The organism is Streptomyces sp. LS1784 (assembly GCF_020103755.1).
Taxonomy (GTDB): Bacteria; Actinomycetota; Actinomycetes; order Streptomycetales; family Streptomycetaceae; genus Kitasatospora.
Genome location: NZ_JAHSQD010000115.1, coordinates 1 through 19,069, shown reverse-complemented (window position 1 = coordinate 19,069; position 19,069 = coordinate 1). Strand labels below are relative to the sequence as shown.

Sequence of the window (19,069 nt, the reverse complement as noted above, 5' to 3'; positions counted from 1 at the left end):
GGGGCGGCGGCCTCGGCCATCGGCGGGCGGCCGACCACCGGGATGCCGTGCGCGGGCGTGCCGCCCTGCGAGGGGCCGCGATCGGCCAGCGAGCGGACCGGCACCTGGCCGGTCATCAGCGAGGGGTCCGGAATCGGCGGACCGGCGTGCAGCGGCCGGCGCGGCTGCTGAGCCTGCGTCATCGGCTGCTGCGGCTGCATCTGGACGGGCTGCTGCTGGACGGCGTGCTCGGCACCGAGCACCGGCGGGTCCACCGGCGGCCAGGAGGGTTCGACGGGTGTGCCGTCCTGCTGCGGCACGAGCGGCACCTGCTCGGCCGGGACGGCCGCCGCCGGCTCGCCCCAGGAGCCCTGCGGGCCGGGCATCAGCAGCACGTCGTCATCGTCGTCCAGGCCGTCCGGCGTGTCGGGCTGGTCGAGGAAGTGGAAGGCCGGACGCGGGGCGCCCTGGTCGACGGCCCAGCCCTCGCCGGGGTGGCCGGGCTGGGGCACACCGGGAACGCCGTAGCCGTGCTGGCCCTGCGGCGGGACGACGCCCGCACCCGGGGGCATCGCACCGGGGACCCCGCTGATCGGGGCCGCCGGGTTGGGGATCGCACCGCCGTCCGTCGCGACGCCCTGGACGGGTGCAACGCCCGCGACGCCCTCCGGTCCGCCGAGCGGGTCCGGCCCGGCGTGCAGGTGCTCGGGCAGTCCCTCGCCCGGGACGTGGCCGCCATCGGTCATTGTCAAAGCTCCTTCCAGGCCGCTGCCGCGCCCTCGGCGACACGATCACCGATCGCAGCGCCCATCCGCACGGGCCGAACCAGCACCGGCCCGCCCCTAACCACACGCGGCCGCCGCGCCGTGGCGCTGCGGCCCAAGTCCATCCGGCGCACTGCGGCACCCCGGCCCGGCGCACCGCCCGTACGGGGCGGCACATCGTCTGAAACAACGACAGGCCGGAGCAACCGGCACGACCGCACCGGACCCTACGGCATTCTCCAGGTCCGACACGCGGCCCGTCGAATTGCCCACACTCCGAGCGGAATCGGATTGCACCACGTCAAAAAGGTGACAAACCGACCGAATCGGGTGGGTCGCCGACCGATCAGCCGACCAGGACGTCACACTACCGGCCCGGCGCGGTCACCTCTCGAATCGGTGTCCGGATGCGACCTGGATCACCGTCGACGCCACCGGACGGCCCCGGTGCACGCCCACGGCCTTCACACGATCTGCTCACCCCAGAGCACCAGCGCGCCGGTTCCGCCCGCCCCCAGCGTCAGCCCGTCACCCTCCCCCACCGGCCGCAACGGGGTCGCCTGGAGCAGCGCGCCGTCCGCCCGGTAGCCGGCCCCGGCGATCGCCCGGCGGACCTCCTGCGCCTCGGTGAGGGTCCGGGGCAACGCGACGAACCGCTCCGGCCGGCGGGCCAGCACCGCGCGCACCACGTCGAGGCCGCCGGACTCCACCACCGCCGCGTCCGGCTCCGGCAGGCCGCCCAGCACCTCGGGGCCGCTCCCGTACACCGCCTCCACCTCGACACCGTAGCGGCGGGCGTTGACGGTCAGCCGGGCGCAGGCGGAGCGGGAGCCCTCGACCGCGACCACGGCGGCACCGAACCGGGCCGCCTCCACCGCGAGGGCTCCGCTGCCGGCGCCGACCGACCAGACCAGGTCCCCGGGGCGTGCACCCAGACGGGCCAGGACCAGGGCGCGCACATGGGCGGGCAGTGCTTCCGGCGCGCCCGATTCGCCCTCCGCGCGCCCGGCGCCCGCGTAGGCGTCACCCGGGAGCGCCCAGCCGCGTTCCGCGCCGGGGTAGCCCACCGGGCGCCCGGCGAGCCAGCCGGCCGCCTCGTCCACCGCCCCGGCCTGGGCGCCGCCGCCGATCACCAGCACCACGTTGGGGTCGCGCCACACGTGGTCGGCGATCCGGTCGGAGGTGAGGACGGTGACGTCCTCGTCGGGGGTGCCGAGGGCCTCGCAGACCACGAAGGTCCGGTGCACCCCGCGCAGCATCAGGGCGAGTTCGGCGGGCCCGGCGCCCGGCGCGGTGAGCACCGCGACCTTGGGGTGGGCCCGGCAGATGTTGGCCGCGCGGCGCAGCCGTCCGCCGTGCGCGCTGACCACCTGGGCGTCCTCCCAGGGCATGCCGGCCCGGGCGAAGGCGGCGGCCACCGAGGAGACGGCGGGCAGCACCTCCAGTTCGAGGCCGTACTCGGGGCGGCGCAGGGTGCGCACCACCCCGAAGAAGCCCGGGTCGCCCTCGGCGACCACGACGGCGGCGCCGCGGTGCTCGGCGATCCTGCGGGCGGCCTGCTGGATGTTGCCGAGAGTGATCCGCTCGGCGGACTCCGGCACCGGGAGTGCGGTCAGTTGGTAGGGGGCGCCGGCCACCAGGGTCGCCGCGGCCAGGGCCGCGCCGGCGGCCTCGGTCAGCGGGGTGCCGTCCCACCCGATGACCGTGATCCGGTCAGCCATCTGCGGCCGTTCTCCCTCGACTCGGTGCACCACTCGATCCGCCGTCGTGCGGCGCCGGTGCAGAGGCTACCGGGTGCGATCCCCCGGAAGCCGACATCTCGCACACATGTCCGCGCCGGGTGAACAGCAGACGGGCGGGGGCGGCGGCGCTCAGTCGCGCAGCACGTAGCGGTGGTTGCCGTGCCAGCCGTCGCGCTGCACCTCGGGCGACTCCAGGTCCTCCGGCAGCAGGCTCCACAGGATGAGGTCGCTGCGGCTCTCTCCCCCGGCCCGGCGGCTGGGAGGTTCCCCCACGGCCACCTCGCCGGACTCCCCGCGGACTATCCAGGCGCTGCGCAGCACGCCCTCGCTGATGCCGCCGATCTTCTGGGCGACCTGCTGGGCGGCGGTGTTCCCGGCGGCGGTGCGCAGCTCCAGGCGCAGGAAGCCGCGGTCCTCGAACAGCCACTGGGCGACGCCGAGGACGGCCTCCGGGGCGTAGCCCTCGCCGCGCGCCCAGACGGCGGTGACGTAGGAGATCTCGGTGCTGCGCAGGCGCCAGTCGGTGTTGCGCAGTTCGACCAGGCCGACCAGGCGCTGGGTCAGGTGCTCGGTGACGGCGAAGACGATGCCGCGGCCGGCGGTCCGGTGGGCGGGGGCGAGGGTGCGGGCGAGCTCGGCCGCGTACTCCTCGGTGAAGGGGTGCGGCAGGTCCGTCCAGGCGAGCACGAGGTCGTCGGCCATCATCGTGGCCAGGCCGGGGGCGTCGTCCTCCGCCAGGGGCCTCAGCAGCAGCCGTTCGGTGCTGATGGCGGTCTCGGGGAAGCTCGCTGCCATGCCGTCTCTCCTCGCCGGGTCGTGAACACAACACCGTACGCCTCCGTCGTGCCCCGGGTGCCACGCGGTGCGCTGCCCGCACGACGGTACGTCAGAACGCGGTCGGCCGGAGTGTCCCTGCGCATACTGCCCGACCGGGCCCCCGCCGAGGTGCGGCGGGGGCCCGGTCGGGATCAGGACGTCGAGCGGACCACGGCTCAGAAGGCCGGGATGACCGAGCCCTGGAAGGTGTCGTCGATGTACTTCTTGACCTCGTCGGAGTGCAGCAGCTCGGCCAGCTTCTTGACCCGCGGGTCGTTCTCCTTGCCCTTCTTGACCGCGAGGATGTTGGCGTACGGGTTGCCGTCGGCCTTCTCCAGCACCAGGGCGTCGGTGGCCGGCTTCAGACCGGAGTCGATCGCGTAGTTGCCGTTGATGACGGCGGCGTCGAGGTCGGCGACGGAGCGGGGCAGCTGGGCGGCCTCCAGCTCCTTCCACTTGAAGTTCTTCGGGTTGCCGGTCACGTCCGCCGGCGTGGCGGCGGTGGTGACGCCGTCCTTGAGGGTGATCAGCTTGTTGTCGGCGAGCAGCTTGAGCGCGCGGCCCTCGTTGGTGGCGTCGTTCGGCAGACCGATGGTGGCGCCGTCCGGCAGGTCGGTGATCGCCTTGACCTTCTTGGAGTAGACGCCCAGCGGCTCCAGGTGCACGGGCTCGACCGACACGATGTTCGTGCCGTGCTTCTTGTTGAAGTCCTCCAGGTACGGGACGTGCTGGAAGAAGTTGGCGTCGGCCGACCCGTCCTGCACCGCCGTGTTGGGGGTCACGTAGTCGGTGACCTCCTTGATGTCGAGCTTGAGGCCCGCCTTCTCCGCGAGGTTGTCCTTGACGTACTTCAGGATCTGGCCGTGCGGGGTGGGGCTGGCCACGACCTTGAGCGGAGCGTTCGCGTCCGAGGAGGAGGACCCGGAGCTGCCGCAGGCGGCGAGCGAGAGGGCGACGCCGGCGGTGGCGAGGATGCTGGTGAACTTCAGGGCGTTGCGCACGAAAAGTGCCTTTCTGCGTGGAACGGGGAGCCGCGTCCGGGGTCGGACGGGGGAGGTCTAGGAGGCGACGAGGTCCTTGTCGGGAGCCGTCGCGCGGCCGAGCAGCCTGGTCCGGCCGCCGGTGCGGCCGCGGTGGGAGAGCCGCTGGACGGCGAAGTCGCCGATCAGCTGGACGGCGGTGACGATGATCACCAGCTCGGCCACGATGACCCACATGAAGGCGGTCTCGAAGCGCTGGTAGCCGTAGTTGACGGCGAGGGTGCCGAGGCCGCCGCCGCCGACCGTGCCGGCCATCGCGGAGTAGCCGATCAGGGTGATGACCGTGGTGGTGACCGAGGCCACGATGCCGGGCAGGGCCTCGGGCAGCAGGGTCTTGCGGACGATCGTCCAGGTGCTGCCGCCCATCGACTGGACCGCCTCGACCAGGCCCCGGTCGACCTCACGGACGGAGGTCTCGACCAGGCGGGCGAAGAACGGGATGGCGCCGATGGTCAGCGGCACGGTCGCCGCCTGCCAGCCGATGGAGGTGCCGACCAGCCAGCGGGTGAAGGAGATCAGCGCGATCATCAGAATGATGAACGGCACCGCACGGGCGATGTTCACGACGGAGCCGATGGCCTTGTTGACGGCCCGGTTGGCCAGCAGGCCGCCCTTGTCGGTGAGCACCAGCAGCACGCCCAGCGGCAGGCCGAGCAGCACGGTGACGAGCGCGGACACCCCGACCATCCGGAAGGTCTCCTGGGTGGCGGGCCACATCAGTTCCTGCATCTGGTCCCAGGTCATGCCACCGCTCCGTTCGCCGCACCTATCACGTCCACCTGCAGGCCCTGCTCGCGCAGGTAGCCGATCGGCACCACGTTGTCCTGGTGGCTGCCGGACAGCTCGACCCGCATCCGGCCGACCATCCGGCCGGCGATGGTCTCCACCGCGGCACCGAGGATGTTGATGTCGATCTGGTACGTGCGGGCGAGCTGGGAGACGAACGGCTGGGCCGAGCTGTCGCCCTGGAAGGTGATCTCCAGCACCGTGGAACCGGGGTGGCCGGTGCCGAACTCGCTGAGCGGGAACAGTTCGCGGGACAGCTCCGAGCCGGGCTTGGCCAGCAGGTCGGTGAGTTCGCCGGACTCGACCACCCGGCCGCCGCGCATCAGGGCGGCGGAGTCGCAGACGGACTTGATGACGTCCATCTCGTGGGTGATCAGCAGGACGGTGAGGCCCAGCTGCTGGTTGAGGTCGCGCAGCAGCTTGAGGATCGAGCGGGTGGTCTCCGGGTCGAGCGCCGAGGTGGCCTCGTCGGAGAGCAGCACCTTGGGGTCGCCGGCCAGCGCCCGGGCGATGCCGACGCGCTGCTTCTGCCCGCCGGAGAGCTGGTTGGGGTAGCTGCGGGCCTTGTCGCCGAGGCCGACCAGGTCGAGCAGCTCGGCGGCCTTGCGGCGGCGCTCGGTGCGGTCCAGCCCGATGATCTCCAGCGGGAGCTCGACGTTCTGCTGCACCGTCCGCGAGGAGAGCAGGTTGAAGTGCTGGAAGACCATGCCGATCCGGCGGCGGGCCTCGCGCAGCTCGCGGCCGGCCCGGTTCTCTCCGCCGGACAGCGCGGTGAGCTCGACCCCGTCCACGGTGACCGTGCCGGAGGTCGGGCGCTCCAGCATGTTCACGCAGCGGATGAGGGTGGACTTGCCGGCACCGCTGGTGCCGACGACTCCGTAGACCTCGCCCGGGCGGACGTGCAGGTCGACGCCGGCGAGGGCGGCCACCTCGCGGCCTCGGGAACGGTAGACCTTGGTCAGGTCCGTGGTGGTGATCACAGCGGCTTTCCGTGGGTCGGGGGCGGGCGGCGTGGGGCGACCACCCGACCGGTTCTGCGGTCGGCGGCGTCGTCACGGCGCTGCGCCGGGAGGGTCCGGACGTACCATCCCCTGCTCGTGGCCATGGACGGCCGGGCGCACGACGGCGTGGCCCTGACGAGTCACCCGGGCCCGCGGGTGGGCGGGCACGGCGGAGGGAGGGGTCCGGGAGGAGGGGCGCGCTCACACGGGCGGGAGCGGCGCCGGAGTCTCGCTTCGGGGCGCGAGGGGGAGGCACCTCAGGGTGCCGGGGGCGGTGGCCCTCAGCAGTGACACATTCGACGACACATGGCACGCTCACCTGCCGGCAGGGTGCCGGTGGGGGTCCAGTTCGTCGTCGCAGTCATGTGAGCCAGTAAAACAGATGGGTCGTTTTCCGCCCAATTATTTCGCGGAGCTGTCCGCAATGCGGACACACAGCGCTGCTACCAGCGCGGATACGGCTCGGCGCCGCCACCGGTGGTCCGGATGGTGACGGCGCCGGGAACCGTGCGGGGGGGGCGGGCTCAGGCCGTCGCGGCGAGCGGCGTCGGGGCGGGCTTCTCCAGGTGGACGAAGCTCAGCCGGCTGTTGACCTGCTCGACCCGGGTCTGACGGTACCCCTGGCGGGCGTACAGCCGCAGGTTGCCGAGGCTGCGGTGGCCGGTGAACAGCCGGTACGCGCTCACCGGGCCTTCCTGGGCCATGCGGCGCTCCAGTGCGTCCAGCAGCCGGCCGCCGAGGCCGTGGCGCTGCATCCGCGGATGGACGACCAGGCGCCCTATCCGGCCGACGCCGTCGACGCCGACGTGGCCGCGGACGGCACCGACCACCTCGTCGCCCAGCCGGGCGACCAGGACGTGCTGCTCGAACAGTTCGGCGCGCAGGCTCTCCAGGCTCTGCGTCAGGGGCTCGATCGCCCAGTCGCCGTACAGCTCGGCCTCGGGCTGGTAGCCGAGGTACTGGAGCTTGAGGATCTGCTCCGCGTCCTCGGCCTCCGCAGCCGAGATGATCACGCTCATGCCCATGTGGAGGGGCCTCCCCAGTCGTCGTGCCCGGCGCGCAGAGGGTGGCGCGCTCACGCTCAGTATCCGAGCGATCGCACCACCGTCAAGAGCTGCGTTCGCCAGCGCTCTACCCGGGTGTCAGGTTCCCTCAACCTTCGCGGGGGCGGACGTGAGGAGGGTCACCTCCCGTGCCGCACGGGTTCCGTCCGGTCGCACGGGCTCCGCTCAGGGGTACCGCTCCGAGTGGAGCAGCATCCGCAGGCAGGCCAGGCAGCGGGAGCGGGTGGGGCCGATCGAACCGCGGGGCATGCCGAGCCGCTCGGAGAGCTCACGGTAGGTGGGCGGCGGGTCCTCGGCCAGCGCGGCGATCAGTTGCGGGCAGCGGCCGGGCAGGGCGGCGACGGTCTCGCGGACCACGCGGCGGCGGCGGTCGGCGAGGTAGACGTCCTCGGCGGAGGGGACGGGCGGGAGGGCGGTGCACACACCGTGCATGACGGCCCGGGGCGGGGCCGGTTACGCCCGGGCCGGGGCGCGGACGCCGGAGGGGCGCGCCGGTCGGACCGCCGCGCCCCTCCCGCGCCCTGCGGGAGATCAGCTCCCACCCCGTCAGGGCTCAGATCCGAGTCCACTCCCGCTGCCGCGCCAGGTCCGCCTTCACCTCGGCGAGCTGGACCGCGACCGCCGAGGGGGCGGTTCCGCCGCGCCCGTTGCGGGCGGCGATGGCTCCGTGGACGCTGAGCACCGAACGCACCTCGGGCGTCAGGTGCCCGGAGATCGCGGCGAACTGCTCGTCCGTCAGGTCGGACAGCTCGATGCCCTCGGCCTCGCAGACCTTGACGCAGGCGCCGGCCACCTCGTGCGCGCCCCGGAACGGCACACCCTGCTTGACCAGCCACTCGGCGATGTCGGTGGCGAGCGAGAAGCCGGCCGGGGCCAGTTCCTCCAGCCGCTCCCGGTGCACGGTGAGGGTGGCCATCATCCCGGTGAACGCCGGCAGCAGCACCTCCAGCGTGTCGCAGGAGTCGAAGACCGGCTCCTTGTCCTCCTGGAGGTCCCGGTTGTAGGCGAGCGGCAGCGCCTTGAGGGTGGCCAGCAGGCCGGTCAGGTTGCCGATCAGCCGGCCGGACTTGCCGCGGGCGAGCTCGGCGATGTCCGGGTTCTTCTTCTGCGGCATGATCGAGGAACCGGTGGAGAAGGCGTCGTGCAGCGTGATGAAGCCGAACTCCTTGGTGTTCCAGATGATCACCTCCTCCGCGATCCGGGAGAGGTTGATGCCGATCATCGCGGTCACGAAGGCGAACTCGGCGACGAAGTCGCGCGAGGCGGTGCCGTCGATGGAGTTGCCGACCGAGCCGCCCTCGAAGCCCAGGTCGGCGGCGACGGCCTGCGGGTCGAGGCCGAGCGAGGAGCCGGCCAGCGCTCCGGAGCCGTACGGCGACACGGCGGTGCGCGCGTCCCACTGGCGCAGCCGCTCGGCGTCCCGGCCGAGGGCCTGCACGTGCGCGAGGACGTGATGGGCGAACAGCACCGGCTGGGCGTGCTGGAGGTGGGTGCGGCCCGGCATCGCGGTGTCCGGGTGCGCCTCGGCGAGCCCGACCAGGGCCTGCTGGAGGTCGAGCAGCAGGCCGCCGATGGTCTTCGCGTGGTCCCGCAGGTACATCCGGAACAGCGTGGCGATCTGGTCGTTGCGCGAGCGCCCGGCCCGCAGCTTGCCGCCGAGGTCGGGGCCGAGGCGCTCCAGCAGGCCGCGCTCCAGGGCGGTGTGCACGTCCTCGTCGGCGACGGTGCCGGTGAAGGTGCCCGCCTCGACGTCGGCCAGCAGCCGGTCGAGGCCGGCCAGCATGCCCGCCAGCTCCTCGTCGGAGAGCAGGCCGGCCTTGTGCAGGACCCGGGCGTGGGCCTTGGAGCCGGCGATGTCGTACGGCGCGAGGCGCCAGTCGAAGTGGACCGAGGCCGAGAGCCTGGCCAGCGCCTCGGACGGGCCGTCGGCGAAGCGCGCGCCCCAGAGGCGGACGTCGGAGGACTGCTCGGCGGTCATCGCGGTGGCTCCTTCATGCATGTGCAGCGGATGGCATAAGTATGCACGACAGTGCATGAAACACACAACCCCGGCCGGACGGTCTCCGTCGGCCGGGGTTCCTCGGGGCGGGGCGGTACTGCGCTCCTCGGGTCGAGGCGCTACTGCGCCTTGGCCTGGGCCAGCTGCATGAGGTGGTCGGCGAGCGCCTGGCCGCCGGCCGCGTCCCGGCTGATCAGCAGGACGGTGTCGTCACCGGCGATGGTGCCGATGATCTCGAACACCTCGGCCTGGTCGATCGCCGAGGCCAGGAACTGGGCGGCGCCCGGCGGGGTGCGCAGCACCACCAGGTTGCCGGAGGCCGTCGCGGAGACCATGAGCTCGCCGGCCAGCCGGGCCATCCTGCCCTCGCTGGCCGACTCCCCCATCGGCGCGCGCGGCGTCCGGTCGCCGCCCTCGGCCGGGACGGCGTAGATCAGCGCGCCGTCCCGGTTGCGGATCTTGACCGCGCCCAGCTCGTCCAGGTCCCGGGAGAGGGTGGCCTGGGTGACCACGAGTCCGTCGTCGGCGAGCAGCTTGGCGAGCTGGCTCTGCGAACGCACGGGCTGGCGGGTGAGCAGGTCCACGATCCGCCGGTGGCGCGCGGTGCGGGTCTGCGGGACCTGCGGCGTCGGGCCGGCGGCGGACGGGCCGGAGTGGGAAGCGGTCATGTGTTCATTCTCCCGGACGACGGTCAACTCGCATCGGCCGGGGCACTCTCGCGCACCGTCCGGAGGATGCCCGGCAACGCGGCCAGGAACGCGTCCGCCTCCTGCTCGGTCAGCACCAGCGGCGGGGCCAGTCGGACGGCGTCCGGGACGGCCGCGTTGACCAGGTAGCCCGCCTCCTGCGCGGCGGACTGGACCTTGGCCGAGACCGGCTCGGTGAGCACGATGCCGAGCAGCAGGCCCGCCCCGCGCACGTGCGAGACCAGCGGGTCACCGAGGGCCTCGACGCCGTGCCGCAGCCGCTCGCCGAGCTTGCGGACGTGCTCCAGCAGGCCCTCGGACGCGATGGTGTCCAGCACCGCGAGCCCGGCCGCGGCGGCCACCGGGTTGCCGCCGAAGGTGGTGCCGTGCTGGCCGGGGGTGAGCAGCTCCGCGGCCGGCCCGAAGGCGAGTACTGCGCCCATCGGCAGGCCGCCGCCGAGCGCCTTGGCCAGGGTGACCACGTCCGGCTCCACGCCCTCGTACGCCTGGTGGGCGTACCAGTGGCCGGTGCGGCCGACGCCGGTCTGGATCTCGTCCAGGACCAGCAGGGTGCCGGTGGCCCGGGTGATCTCGCGGGCCGCCGTCAGGTAGCCCTCGGGCAGCGGGACGGCGCCGTTCTCGCCCTGGACGGGCTCCAGGAACACCGCGGCGGTCTCGGTGGTGACGGCTGCGCGCAGCGCCTCGACGTCGCCGAACGGGACGTGGGTGACATCGCCGGGCAGCGGGCGGAACGGGTCCTGCTTGGCGGGCTGGCCGGTGAGCGCGAGGGCTCCCATGGTGCGGCCGTGGAAGGCGCCCTGGAGGGCGACCAGGTGGGTGCGGCCGGTCCGCCGGCTGATCTTGAAGGCGGCCTCGTTGGCCTCGGCGCCGGAGTTGCAGAAGAACACCCGGCCGCCCGGCCGCCCGTCCAGCTCCAGCAGCCGCTCGGCGAGGGCGATGGTGGGCTCGGCCATGAAGAGGTTGGAGACGTGGCCGAGGGTGGCGATCTGCCTGCTCACGGCCTCGACGACGGCCGGATGAGCGGTGCCCAGGGCGTTGACGGCGATGCCGCCGAGCAGGTCGGTGTACTCCTTGCCGTCGGCGTCCCAGAGCTTGCTGCCCTCTCCGCGCACCAGCGGGATGCGGGGGGTGCCGTAGTTGTCGGTGAAGGAGTGCTGCCACCGCTCGGTGAGCTGCTCGTTGTGCGTCGCGCCAGTCATGCCAGTCCCCCGGTCACGGTCGGTTCGTCGTCCGGCACGACCATCGTGCCGATGCCCTCGTCGGTGAAGATCTCCAGCAGCAGGCTGTGCTGGACCCGGCCGTCCAGCACGCGGGCGGTGCCCACGCCGGAACGGACGGCGCGCAGGCAGCCCTCCATCTTGGGGAGCATGCCGCTGGCCAGGCCGGGCAGCAGCAGGTCCAGCTCGCTCGCGGTGAGCTGGCTGATCACGTCGTCGGAGTTCGGCCAGTCCTTGTAGAGGCCCTCGACGTCGGTGAGGACGACGAGCATCTCGGCGCCCAGCGCGACCGCGAGGGCGGAGGCGGCGGTGTCGGCGTTGATGTTGTAGACGTGGCCGTCGGCACCGCGGGCGATCGAGGAGATGACCGGGATGCGGCCGTCGGCGATCAGCGCCTTCACCGCGCCGGCCTCGATGTTGACGATGTCGCCGACCAGGCCGATGTCGACCTGCTCGCCGTCCACCACCGCGTAGCGCTTGACCGCCGTCATGGTGTGGGCGTCCTCGCCGGTCATGCCGACCGCGAACGGGCCGTGCTCGTTGAGCAGGCCGACCAGCTCGCGCTGCACCTGGCCGGCCAGCACCATCCGGACCACGTCCATGGTCTCCGGGGTGGTGACCCGCAGGCCGTTGGTGAAGTTCGACTCCAGGCCCAGCCGGTCGAGTTGGGCACTGATCTGGGGGCCGCCGCCGTGCACCACGACGGGGTGCAGACCGGCGTAGCGGAGGAAGACCACGTCCTGGGCGAAGGCCGCCTTGAGGCTGTCGTCCACCATCGCGTTGCCGCCGAACTTGATCACGATGGTCTTGCCGTGGAAGCGCTCCAGCCACGGCAGCGCCTCGATCAGCGTCATGGCCTTGGGCAACGCGGTGTTGTTGCGGGCCTGTTCGCCCTTGGGTGCGATCTGCACGGGATTCCCTCGTCGATGGGGGTCCCCTCCGGCCGGAGGCTGGGGGAGGATGTCGCGGGTCAGGGTGTCGCGGCTCGGGGTCTGGCGGCTCGGGGTGTCGCGGATCAGGGGGTCGCGCCTCGGGTGGGCGTGGACGAAGTGACGCGGATCAGGTCGAGTAGGCGCTGTTCTCGTGCACGTAGTCGGCCGTCAGGTCGTTGGTCCACAGCGAGGCGCTCGCCGTACCGGCGTTGAGGTTCGCGGTGATGACGACCTCGCGGCCCTTCATGTCCACCAGGTCGCGGTCCTCGCCCACGCCGCCGGCCCTGCAGACCCAGACGCCGTTGATGGCGACGTCCAGCTCGTTCGGGTCGAAGGCCGCGGAGGTGGTGCCGATCGCGGCCAGCACCCGGCCCCAGTTGGGGTCCTCGCCGTGGATGGCGCACTTGAGCAGGTTGTTGCGGCTGATCGTCCGGGCGACCTCGACCGCCTCGTCCTCGGTGGCGGCACCGGTGACGTCGATCCGGATCTCCTTGCTCGCGCCCTCCGCGTCGCCGATCAGCCGGCGGGCCAGGTCGGCGCTGACCGTACGGACGGCCTCGGCGAACTCGGCCTGCTCCGGGGCGATGCCGGAGGCGCCGGAGGCGAGCAGCAGCACGGTGTCGTTGGTCGACATGCAGCCGTCGGAGTCGATCCGGTCGAAGGTGGTGCGGGTGGCGCCGCGCAGCGCGGCGTCCAGGGCGGCACTGTCCAGGTCGGCGTCGGTGGTGAGGACGACCAGCATGGTGGCGAGGCTCGGGGCGAGCATCCCCGCGCCCTTGGCCATGCCGCCGACCGTCCAGCCGGCCGGGCTGGTGTACTGGGCGGTCTTGTGCACGGTGTCGGTGGTCTTGATCGCGATCGCGGCGGCCTCGCCGCCGGCCTCGGCGAGCTCGCCCGCGGCCAGCGCGACCCCGGGCAGCAGGAGGTCCATCGGCAGCCGCACGCCGATCAGGCCGGTGGAGGCGACGGCGACCTCGCCCGCGTTGAGCCCCAGCTCCGCGGCCGCCTTCTCCGCGGTGGCGTGGGTGTCCTGGAAGCCGAGCGGGCCGGTGCAGGCGTTGGCGCCACCGGAGTTGAGGACGACGGCGGAGACCCGGCCGCCCTTGAGCACCTGCTCGGACCAGAGCACCGGTGCGGCCTTGACCCGGTTGGCGGTGAAGACACCGGCCGCGGCGAGCGAGGGGCCGTCGTTGACCACCAGGGCGAGGTCGGGGGTGCCGGAGGCCTTGATGCCGGCGGTCACTCCGGCGGCCCGGAAGCCCTTGGCGGCGGTCACGCCGACGTTCGTGCTCTTGCTCACGGTGCGACTCCGTTCACGGGGAGGCCGAGCTCCTCGGGCAGCCCCAGGGCGATGTTCATGCTCTGCACCGCGCCGCCGGCGGTGCCCTTGACCAGGTTGTCGATCGCGCTGATCGCGATGATCCGCCCGGCGGCGGCGTCCAGGGCGACCTGGACCAGGGCGGTGTTGGCGCCGTAGACGCTGCTGGTCTGCGGCCACTGCCCCTCGGGCAGCAGGTGGACGAAGGGCTCGTCCGCGAACGCCTCGGCGTAGGCGGCGCGCAGGCTCTGCGCGGTCACCCCGGGCCTGGCCCTGGCCGAGCAGGTGGCGAGGATGCCGCGCGGCATCGGGACGAGGGTGGGGGTGAAGGAGACGGTGACCGGTTCGCCCGCGAGCGGGGTGAGGTTCTGCGCCATCTCCGGGGTGTGCCGGTGGACGCCGCCGACGCCGTACGGGCTGACGCTGCCCATCACCTCGCTGCCCAGCAGGTGCGGCTTGGCGGCCTTGCCGGCGCCGGAGGTGCCCGAGGCGGCGACCACCACGGCCTCCGGCTCGGCGAGTTGCGCGGCGTACGCGGGGAACAGCGCCAGGGAGACGGCCGTCGGGTAGCAGCCGGGCACGGCGATCCGGTTGCTGCCCTTCAACGCGGCGCGGTGGCCGGGGAGTTCGGGCAGGCCGTAGGGCCAGGTGCCGGCGTGGGCGGAGCCGTAGTACTGCTCCCAGTCGGCCGCGGCCTTGAGCCGGAAGTCGGCGCCGCAGTCGATCACCAGCACGTTCGGGCCGAGCTCCTCGGCGACGGCGGCGGACTGGCCGTGCGGCAGCGCCAGGAACACCACGTCGTGGTCTGCCAGCACCTCGGGGGTGGTGGCTTCGAGGACGCGGTCGGCGAGCGGGAGGAGGTGCGGCTGGAGCGCGCCCAGCCTGGTGCCCGCGTTCGAGCCTCCGGTCAGCGCCCCGATCTCCACCTCCGGGTGGCCGAGCAGCAGGCGCAGCACCTCGCCGCCCGCGTAACCGCTCGCGCCGGCGACGGCGACTCGCAATGCCATGGCGTTCCTCCTTCGTCTTGGCATGAATATACGCGCGGCGGAAAATTCATGCAAGGAGTCCGTGCCGGATCCCGCTGGGGCGAGGGCGCCCAGGTCAGCGCTTGACGGCCCGCAGCACCACGAACTTGGGGTTCCCGGCGACGAGTTGGCAGTTGCCGAAGAGGCGGCGCAGCTTGACGTGGTACCCGAGGTGGCGGTTGCCGACCACCCAGAGCTCACCGCCCGGCCGCAGCGCCCGCTTGGCGCCGGTGAACATCCGCCAGGCGGTGGCGTCGGTGGTGGCCTGGTGGGAGTGGAACGGCGGGTTGTTGAGCACCAGGTCCACCGAGCCGGTGGCGATCACGTCCGGGGCCAGGGCATCGGCGGTCAGGAACTCGGCCGGGGGCTGCGGGCCCAGGTTGGTGCGGAAGGTCTCCTCGGCGGAGGCCACCGCCTGGTGCGACTCGTCCACGAACACCAGCTCCGCGCCGGGCCCGGCCAGCGCGGCGGCCGTACCGACCACGCCGTTGCCGCAGCCGAGGTCCACCACCCGGGCACCCGGGGCCGGGACGGGCAGGTGGGCGAGGAAGAAGCGGGTGCCGATGTCGAGCCGCTCGGCGCAGAAGGTGCCCGCGTGGTTGACGACGGTACGGCCGGAGGCGGGGCCGATGTCCGACGGCAGCGCGTAGCGGTGCGGCCACGGACTGGGGCCGGGGTCGAGTGCCGGGTCGGGGGTGCAGAGGATCAGCCGGGCCTTGCGGACGGCCAGCGAGGTGCGGGTCGGGCCGAGGATCCGCTCGAAGAGCTGGAGGGTGGAGGTGTGGATCTCGGTGACCATGCCGGTGCCGATCACCACGGTGCCGTCGTGGACGGCGGGGGCGAGCCGGTGCAGCTGGTCCTCCAGCAGGGCCAGGCTCTTGGGGACGCGCACCAGCAGCACGTCGATCCGCTCCGGCGGGGCGTCCCGCGTGGAGAGCAGTCGGGCCTCGTCGACGGCGGCGCCGGCCCGGGCCAGGTTGGCCAGGGTGGCCTGCCGGCCGAGGTGGGAGTCGGTGATCTGGACCGGCCGGTACTCGGCGAGCGCGGTGGTCAGCGCGCCCCAGCGATCACCGAGGACGGCGACCGTGCGATCGGCCAGCTCCGTCGCCGCGCCGGCCGCGCTGTCGGCCTCGCCCGCGAGGTGGCGCAGCAGGTACTCGTCGGCGGCGTCCCAGGCCCGCAGCCGCTCGCGCGGGTCCACCGGGAAGCGGGTGAGGTCGAAGGCACCCCACGGGGTGGAGAACGGGGACGCGGCGGGCGTGGTCTGCGGATTCATCGTGTTCTCAGGCTATCCGACGGCCTCCGGGAGCAGTTGCGGCCGGATACTGGAAGAGTCCGACCGAGCGAGGTGAGGACGATGGACTGGAAACTCGAAGTCGTGGTGATCCCGGTGTCGGACGTGAACCGCTCGAAGCTCTTCTACGAGGAGCAGGCCGGGTTCACCGTCGACCACGACACCGTACTGCGGGACGGGACCCGGGTGGTTCAGCTGACTCCCCCCGGCTCGCCCTGCTCGATCGTGGTGGGCAAGGGGGTGATCGACTCGCCGCCCGGATCGGTGAAGGGCCTCCAGTTGGTGGTGCCCGACATCGAGAAGGCGCACGCCGAACTGGTGGCGCGGGGCGTGCAGGTCAGCCCGGTCCAGCACTTCGTGGCAGGGGACCGGGTGGACGGGCACGGCGAGGCGTGGAACAACTTCGTGTTCTTCAACGACCCGGACGGCAACGGCTGGGCGGTCCAGGAGACGCCGCCCGCGGCGTAGGCCTTGGGTAGGCTCCGAGGATGGCTGAACACGAGGGAAGCGTGCGGGTGGACAGCTGGATCTGGTCGGTCCGGCTGGTCAGGACACGTGCGCTGGCGGCGGCCGCCTGCCGGGCCGGACACGTCCGGGTGAACGGCGAGCGGGCCAAGCCCGCCCAGGCGCTGAAGCCCGGGGACGAGGTCCGGGTCCGCGAGGAGGGTTACGAGCGGGTCGTGGTGGTGCAGAAGCTGATCCGCAAGCGGGTCGGCGCCGCGGTCGCGGCGGAGTGCCTGGTCGACACCAGCCCGCCGCGGCCGCCGCGCGAGTTCGTCGCGTCGGCCGGGACGCGGGACCGCGGGACCGGGCGGCCGACCAAGCGGGAGCGCCGCGAGCTGGACCAGCTGCGCGGGCACTGAGCGGAGCGGGGCCGTTACGCGGCCGCGGTGGCGAGCACCTTGGCGAGGAAGCCGCCGAGGTTGCCCACCGTACGGTCGATCTGCAGCTCCAGCGGCAGCGACTCGTCGGGCCTGGTCACCAGCGTGGACTTCTTCAGCCCGCGCACGTAGAGCGAGCAGGCGAGGTCGGCGCAGATGTAGGTGCCGACCGTGTTGCCCTCGCGCCCGGCCGCCCCGGCCCGGCGGGCGGCGAGCAGCGCGACCCCCGACCCGGCGTGCGCGGTGATGCACAGCGAGCACACGTTGGTCTTGGTCAGGCTGCGCCGGATCACCGGCGAGCGCAGCGTCACGCCGACCGGCTCGCCCCCGTACGGCGCCACCAGGTACGCCCGGTCGGGCGCGCCCTGGTCCCGCCAGCCGAGGAAGTCCAGGTGCTCCCAGGGCAGCTCGGCCAGCCCCCGGGGCAGGTTGAGCCGACGGGCCTCGCCCTTGGAGCAGTTGACGAAGGACGCGCGGATCTCGTTCTCACTCAGGGGTTCCATGCCGCGGAAGCTAACACCGGCCGGCCCGCCGTGTCGTGCCAATTTCAGCCGGTGCGCACCGGGTGGGCGGCCTGGACGGCGAGCCGCCTCGGGGCGTCCTCGCCGATCCGGGTGAGCAGGTCGTCCAGGGCGAGGAAGGCTTCCCAGCGCTCCCGTCCGGTGGCGGCGGCGAGGCGGTCGACCACCCGGTCCTCCAGGTCCTGGACCCGCTTGTTCTTCCAGGCCTTGTCGGCGAGGCTGACCAGCAGTGACTCGACGGTGACGCCGGGTCCGTCCCAGCTCGCGTGGCTGCGGGCGAAGTGGGCGAGGTGTTCGGGGACGCCGCGGGCGAGCAGCAGGGCGTGTCCGGCGGCCTCGTGCAGGGAGCCGGGTGCGGAGAGCTCTTCGGGGTGGACGGTCTTGCCGATGTCGTGGGTGGCGGCACCGTAGCGGACGGCCTCGCGGTCGAAGACCAGGCCCTCACGGATGCAGAACCCGGCGATCTCCTCGGCCACCTCGTGCACCAGGGCGAGGTGGGCGACCAGGCGGGGCGGGGCGTCGACGGCCCGCAGCAGTTCGGCGACGTCGGGGGGCAGCGGCGGCAGGGCAGCGGTGGTCACACCGCAGGGTAACCACGGCGGTGAGGGGTTGTCAGTGGGTGTCCGTAGGCTTCGACGGTCCGGCCCCGGCGTAGGAGGGAGGCGCCGGGGCCGGACGCGCGGGTGGCTACTTCTTGAAGGCGACGCCGGCGTACGCCGAGACGTCCTGCCAGCCCTCGGGGAGTTCGCTGGTGGGGACGTGGCCGGCGGCGGGGCGCCAGAGCGGGAGCTGGACGAGCCCGGGGCCGGCGAACTCGAAGTCGCCGAAGAACGGTTCGACGCCGGACCGCGGGCGCAGCACGAGCGGGGCGCTGGCGCTGCGGTAGATGCGGGTGCCCTCGGCGGCGCTCTCGCGGGAGGCGAAGTCCGGGCTGCCGTGGGAGAGGATCAGCGCGCTGCCGGGGGCGAGCGCGTCGCGCAGGGTGCGGACGACCTGCTGCGCGCCCTCCTCGTCGCGGATGAAGTGCAGGACGGCGACCAGCATCAGCGCGACCGGCTGGGAGAGGTCGACGGCGCCGGCCAGCGAGGGGTGGCCGAGGATCGCGGCCGGGTCGCGCAGGTCGGCCTCGATCACCGAGGTGTGCCCGGCGGGGTGGCTCGCCAGCAGGGCGCGGGCGTGGGTGGCGACGATCGGGTCGTTGTCCACGTACACCACCCTGGCGTCCGGGGCGACCCGCTGAGCGACCTCGCTGGTGGAGCCGACCGTCGGGATGCCGGTGCCGATGTCGACGAACTGACGCACGCCCCGGCTCGCCACGAACTCGACGGCGCGGCCGAGGAACTGCCGGTTGGTGCGGGCCAGCAGCGGGAGCGCCGGGTAGGCGGATATCGCGGCCTGGGCGGCCTTGCGGTCGGCCTCGAAGTTGTCCTTGCCCCCGAGGTAGTAGTCGTACATGCGGGCGGTGTGCGGGACGCCGGTGTCCAGCTCGCTCGGCGGCTGCCAGTCGTCGGCTCTGGCCCAGTCCCACACGGCGTCCGTGGTCCGGTCGCTCGTCGCGCTGTCCTCGTACATCCTGTCCGCCCCCAATGCGCCATGCCGGAAGAGTCCGGCTACCGCCCGTCGACCCTTGGTGCGCGGTGATCGTATCCAAGGACACACCGCGGAAACAGCGGGAGTTCAGGTTTACGCAACACCCGGCGACGGATTGTGTGCACGTCAAGGCTGGTGCGGCCGGTCGTACCGGATCGCCCGCCGGGACCGTCCTCTCTATGCTGGCTGCCGATGACTGCCGACCGCCGCACCGTACTGCGGACCACCGCCGGGCTCGCCGCCGTCGCCGCCACCGGCGGCCTGCTGACCGCCTGCGGCCCCGAAAGAACGCGCCGCCGGGCCGACCCGGGGGCGCTCGCCGCGCACCCCGGCACCGTGGACCCGCAGCACACCACCGACCCCGCCTGGAACGGCGCCGAGGACCCGGCCTCC

Annotated in this window: 20 protein-coding genes and 1 pseudogene; 3 read left to right on the top strand and 18 right to left on the bottom strand. The window is 73.1% G+C overall.

Features of this window, described 5'->3' with window-relative positions; translation table 11 throughout:
* The 15 genes and pseudogenes from KS423_RS16280 to KS423_RS16210 all read right to left on the bottom strand — a co-directional run.
* Window positions 1-725 (bottom strand): annotated as a pseudogene (locus KS423_RS16280) (hypothetical protein); the annotation flags it as partial.
* A gap of 482 nt (window positions 726-1,207) precedes the next feature.
* On the bottom strand, window positions 1,208-2,464 hold the full coding sequence (gene cbiE / locus KS423_RS16275) for a precorrin-6y C5,15-methyltransferase (decarboxylating) subunit CbiE (protein WP_224279897.1): 1,257 nt from the start codon (window positions 2,462-2,464) through the stop codon (window positions 1,208-1,210).
* Between the two features lie 150 nt (window positions 2,465-2,614).
* Window positions 2,615-3,280 (bottom strand): GNAT family N-acetyltransferase, encoded by a 666-nt coding sequence (locus tag KS423_RS16270; protein ID WP_224279895.1) that lies wholly within the window; start codon window positions 3,278-3,280, stop codon window positions 2,615-2,617.
* Window positions 3,281-3,477: 197 nt separating this feature from the next.
* On the bottom strand, window positions 3,478-4,302 hold the full coding sequence (locus KS423_RS16265) for a MetQ/NlpA family ABC transporter substrate-binding protein (protein WP_224279893.1): 825 nt from the start codon (window positions 4,300-4,302) through the stop codon (window positions 3,478-3,480).
* A gap of 57 nt (window positions 4,303-4,359) precedes the next feature.
* Window positions 4,360-5,085, bottom strand: coding sequence for a methionine ABC transporter permease (locus KS423_RS16260; RefSeq protein WP_224279891.1), 726 nt, complete (start codon window positions 5,083-5,085; stop codon window positions 4,360-4,362).
* Window positions 5,082-6,107: a methionine ABC transporter ATP-binding protein gene (locus KS423_RS16255; protein WP_224279889.1), complete on the bottom strand. Its 1,026-nt coding sequence runs from the start codon at window positions 6,105-6,107 to the stop codon at window positions 5,082-5,084. The genes KS423_RS16260 and KS423_RS16255 overlap by 4 nt, the downstream gene beginning before the upstream one ends.
* 545 nt (window positions 6,108-6,652) lie before the next feature.
* The gene (locus KS423_RS16250; protein WP_224279887.1) at window positions 6,653-7,153 is read right to left on the bottom strand and encodes a GNAT family N-acetyltransferase; all 501 of its coding nucleotides are present in this window, start codon (window positions 7,151-7,153) and stop codon (window positions 6,653-6,655) included.
* A gap of 204 nt (window positions 7,154-7,357) precedes the next feature.
* Window positions 7,358-7,615 (bottom strand): winged helix-turn-helix domain-containing protein, encoded by a 258-nt coding sequence (locus KS423_RS16245; RefSeq protein ID WP_224279885.1) that lies wholly within the window; start codon window positions 7,613-7,615, stop codon window positions 7,358-7,360.
* A gap of 130 nt (window positions 7,616-7,745) precedes the next feature.
* Window positions 7,746-9,170 carry an argininosuccinate lyase gene (gene argH / locus KS423_RS16240; RefSeq protein WP_224279883.1) on the bottom strand — a complete coding sequence of 475 codons (1,425 nt, stop codon included), beginning with the start codon at window positions 9,168-9,170 and terminating at the stop codon, window positions 7,746-7,748.
* A gap of 140 nt (window positions 9,171-9,310) precedes the next feature.
* Complete coding sequence (locus KS423_RS16235; protein ID WP_224279881.1) at window positions 9,311-9,859, bottom strand: arginine repressor; 549 nt, start codon at window positions 9,857-9,859, stop codon at window positions 9,311-9,313.
* 23 nt (window positions 9,860-9,882) lie between these two features.
* Complete coding sequence (locus tag KS423_RS16230) at window positions 9,883-11,097, bottom strand: acetylornithine transaminase (protein WP_224279879.1); 1,215 nt, start codon at window positions 11,095-11,097, stop codon at window positions 9,883-9,885.
* Window positions 11,094-11,969 carry an acetylglutamate kinase gene (gene argB / locus KS423_RS16225; protein ID WP_224279899.1) on the bottom strand — a complete coding sequence of 292 codons (876 nt, stop codon included), beginning with the start codon at window positions 11,967-11,969 and terminating at the stop codon, window positions 11,094-11,096. Before argB ends, KS423_RS16230 begins: the two co-directional genes overlap by 4 nt.
* A gap of 205 nt (window positions 11,970-12,174) precedes the next feature.
* Window positions 12,175-13,347, bottom strand: coding sequence for a bifunctional glutamate N-acetyltransferase/amino-acid acetyltransferase ArgJ (gene argJ / locus KS423_RS16220; RefSeq protein WP_224279878.1), 1,173 nt, complete (start codon window positions 13,345-13,347; stop codon window positions 12,175-12,177).
* Window positions 13,344-14,372 carry an N-acetyl-gamma-glutamyl-phosphate reductase gene (gene argC, locus KS423_RS16215; RefSeq protein WP_224279876.1) on the bottom strand — a complete coding sequence of 343 codons (1,029 nt, stop codon included), beginning with the start codon at window positions 14,370-14,372 and terminating at the stop codon, window positions 13,344-13,346. The genes argJ and argC overlap by 4 nt, the downstream gene beginning before the upstream one ends.
* Before the next feature lie 94 nt (window positions 14,373-14,466).
* A complete protein-coding gene (locus tag KS423_RS16210) occupies window positions 14,467-15,666 on the bottom strand; it encodes a methyltransferase (protein WP_224279873.1) in 1,200 nt (399 codons plus the stop codon).
* An 81-nt stretch (window positions 15,667-15,747) separates the two neighbouring features.
* On the opposite strand from KS423_RS16210, the gene KS423_RS16205 reads away from it, so the two are divergent.
* Both KS423_RS16205 and KS423_RS16200 read left to right on the top strand, forming a co-directional pair.
* Window positions 15,748-16,152, top strand: a complete 405-nt coding sequence (locus KS423_RS16205; protein WP_224279871.1) for a VOC family protein — start codon at window positions 15,748-15,750, stop codon at window positions 16,150-16,152.
* Between the two features lie 20 nt (window positions 16,153-16,172).
* A complete protein-coding gene (locus KS423_RS16200; protein WP_224279863.1) occupies window positions 16,173-16,547 on the top strand; it encodes an RNA-binding S4 domain-containing protein in 375 nt (124 codons plus the stop codon).
* Between the two features lie 14 nt (window positions 16,548-16,561).
* Here the strand turns inward: KS423_RS16200 and KS423_RS16195 are convergent, their stop codons facing one another.
* The 3 genes from KS423_RS16195 to KS423_RS16185 all read right to left on the bottom strand — a co-directional run bounded on the left by KS423_RS16195 (window position 16,562) and on the right by KS423_RS16185 (window position 18,658).
* Window positions 16,562-17,068, bottom strand: coding sequence for an FBP domain-containing protein (locus tag KS423_RS16195; RefSeq protein WP_224279861.1), 507 nt, complete (start codon window positions 17,066-17,068; stop codon window positions 16,562-16,564).
* A 44-nt stretch (window positions 17,069-17,112) separates the two neighbouring features.
* Window positions 17,113-17,667, bottom strand: coding sequence for an HD domain-containing protein (locus tag KS423_RS16190; RefSeq protein ID WP_224279859.1), 555 nt, complete (start codon window positions 17,665-17,667; stop codon window positions 17,113-17,115).
* Between the two features lie 106 nt (window positions 17,668-17,773).
* On the bottom strand, window positions 17,774-18,658 hold the full coding sequence (locus KS423_RS16185; RefSeq protein ID WP_224279857.1) for an SAM-dependent methyltransferase: 885 nt from the start codon (window positions 18,656-18,658) through the stop codon (window positions 17,774-17,776).
* A gap of 210 nt (window positions 18,659-18,868) precedes the next feature.
* On the opposite strand from KS423_RS16185, the gene KS423_RS16180 reads away from it, so the two are divergent.
* Window positions 18,869-19,069, top strand: a 201-nt coding sequence (locus KS423_RS16180; RefSeq protein WP_224279856.1) for a hypothetical protein, incomplete at its 3' end; no start/stop codon positions are given.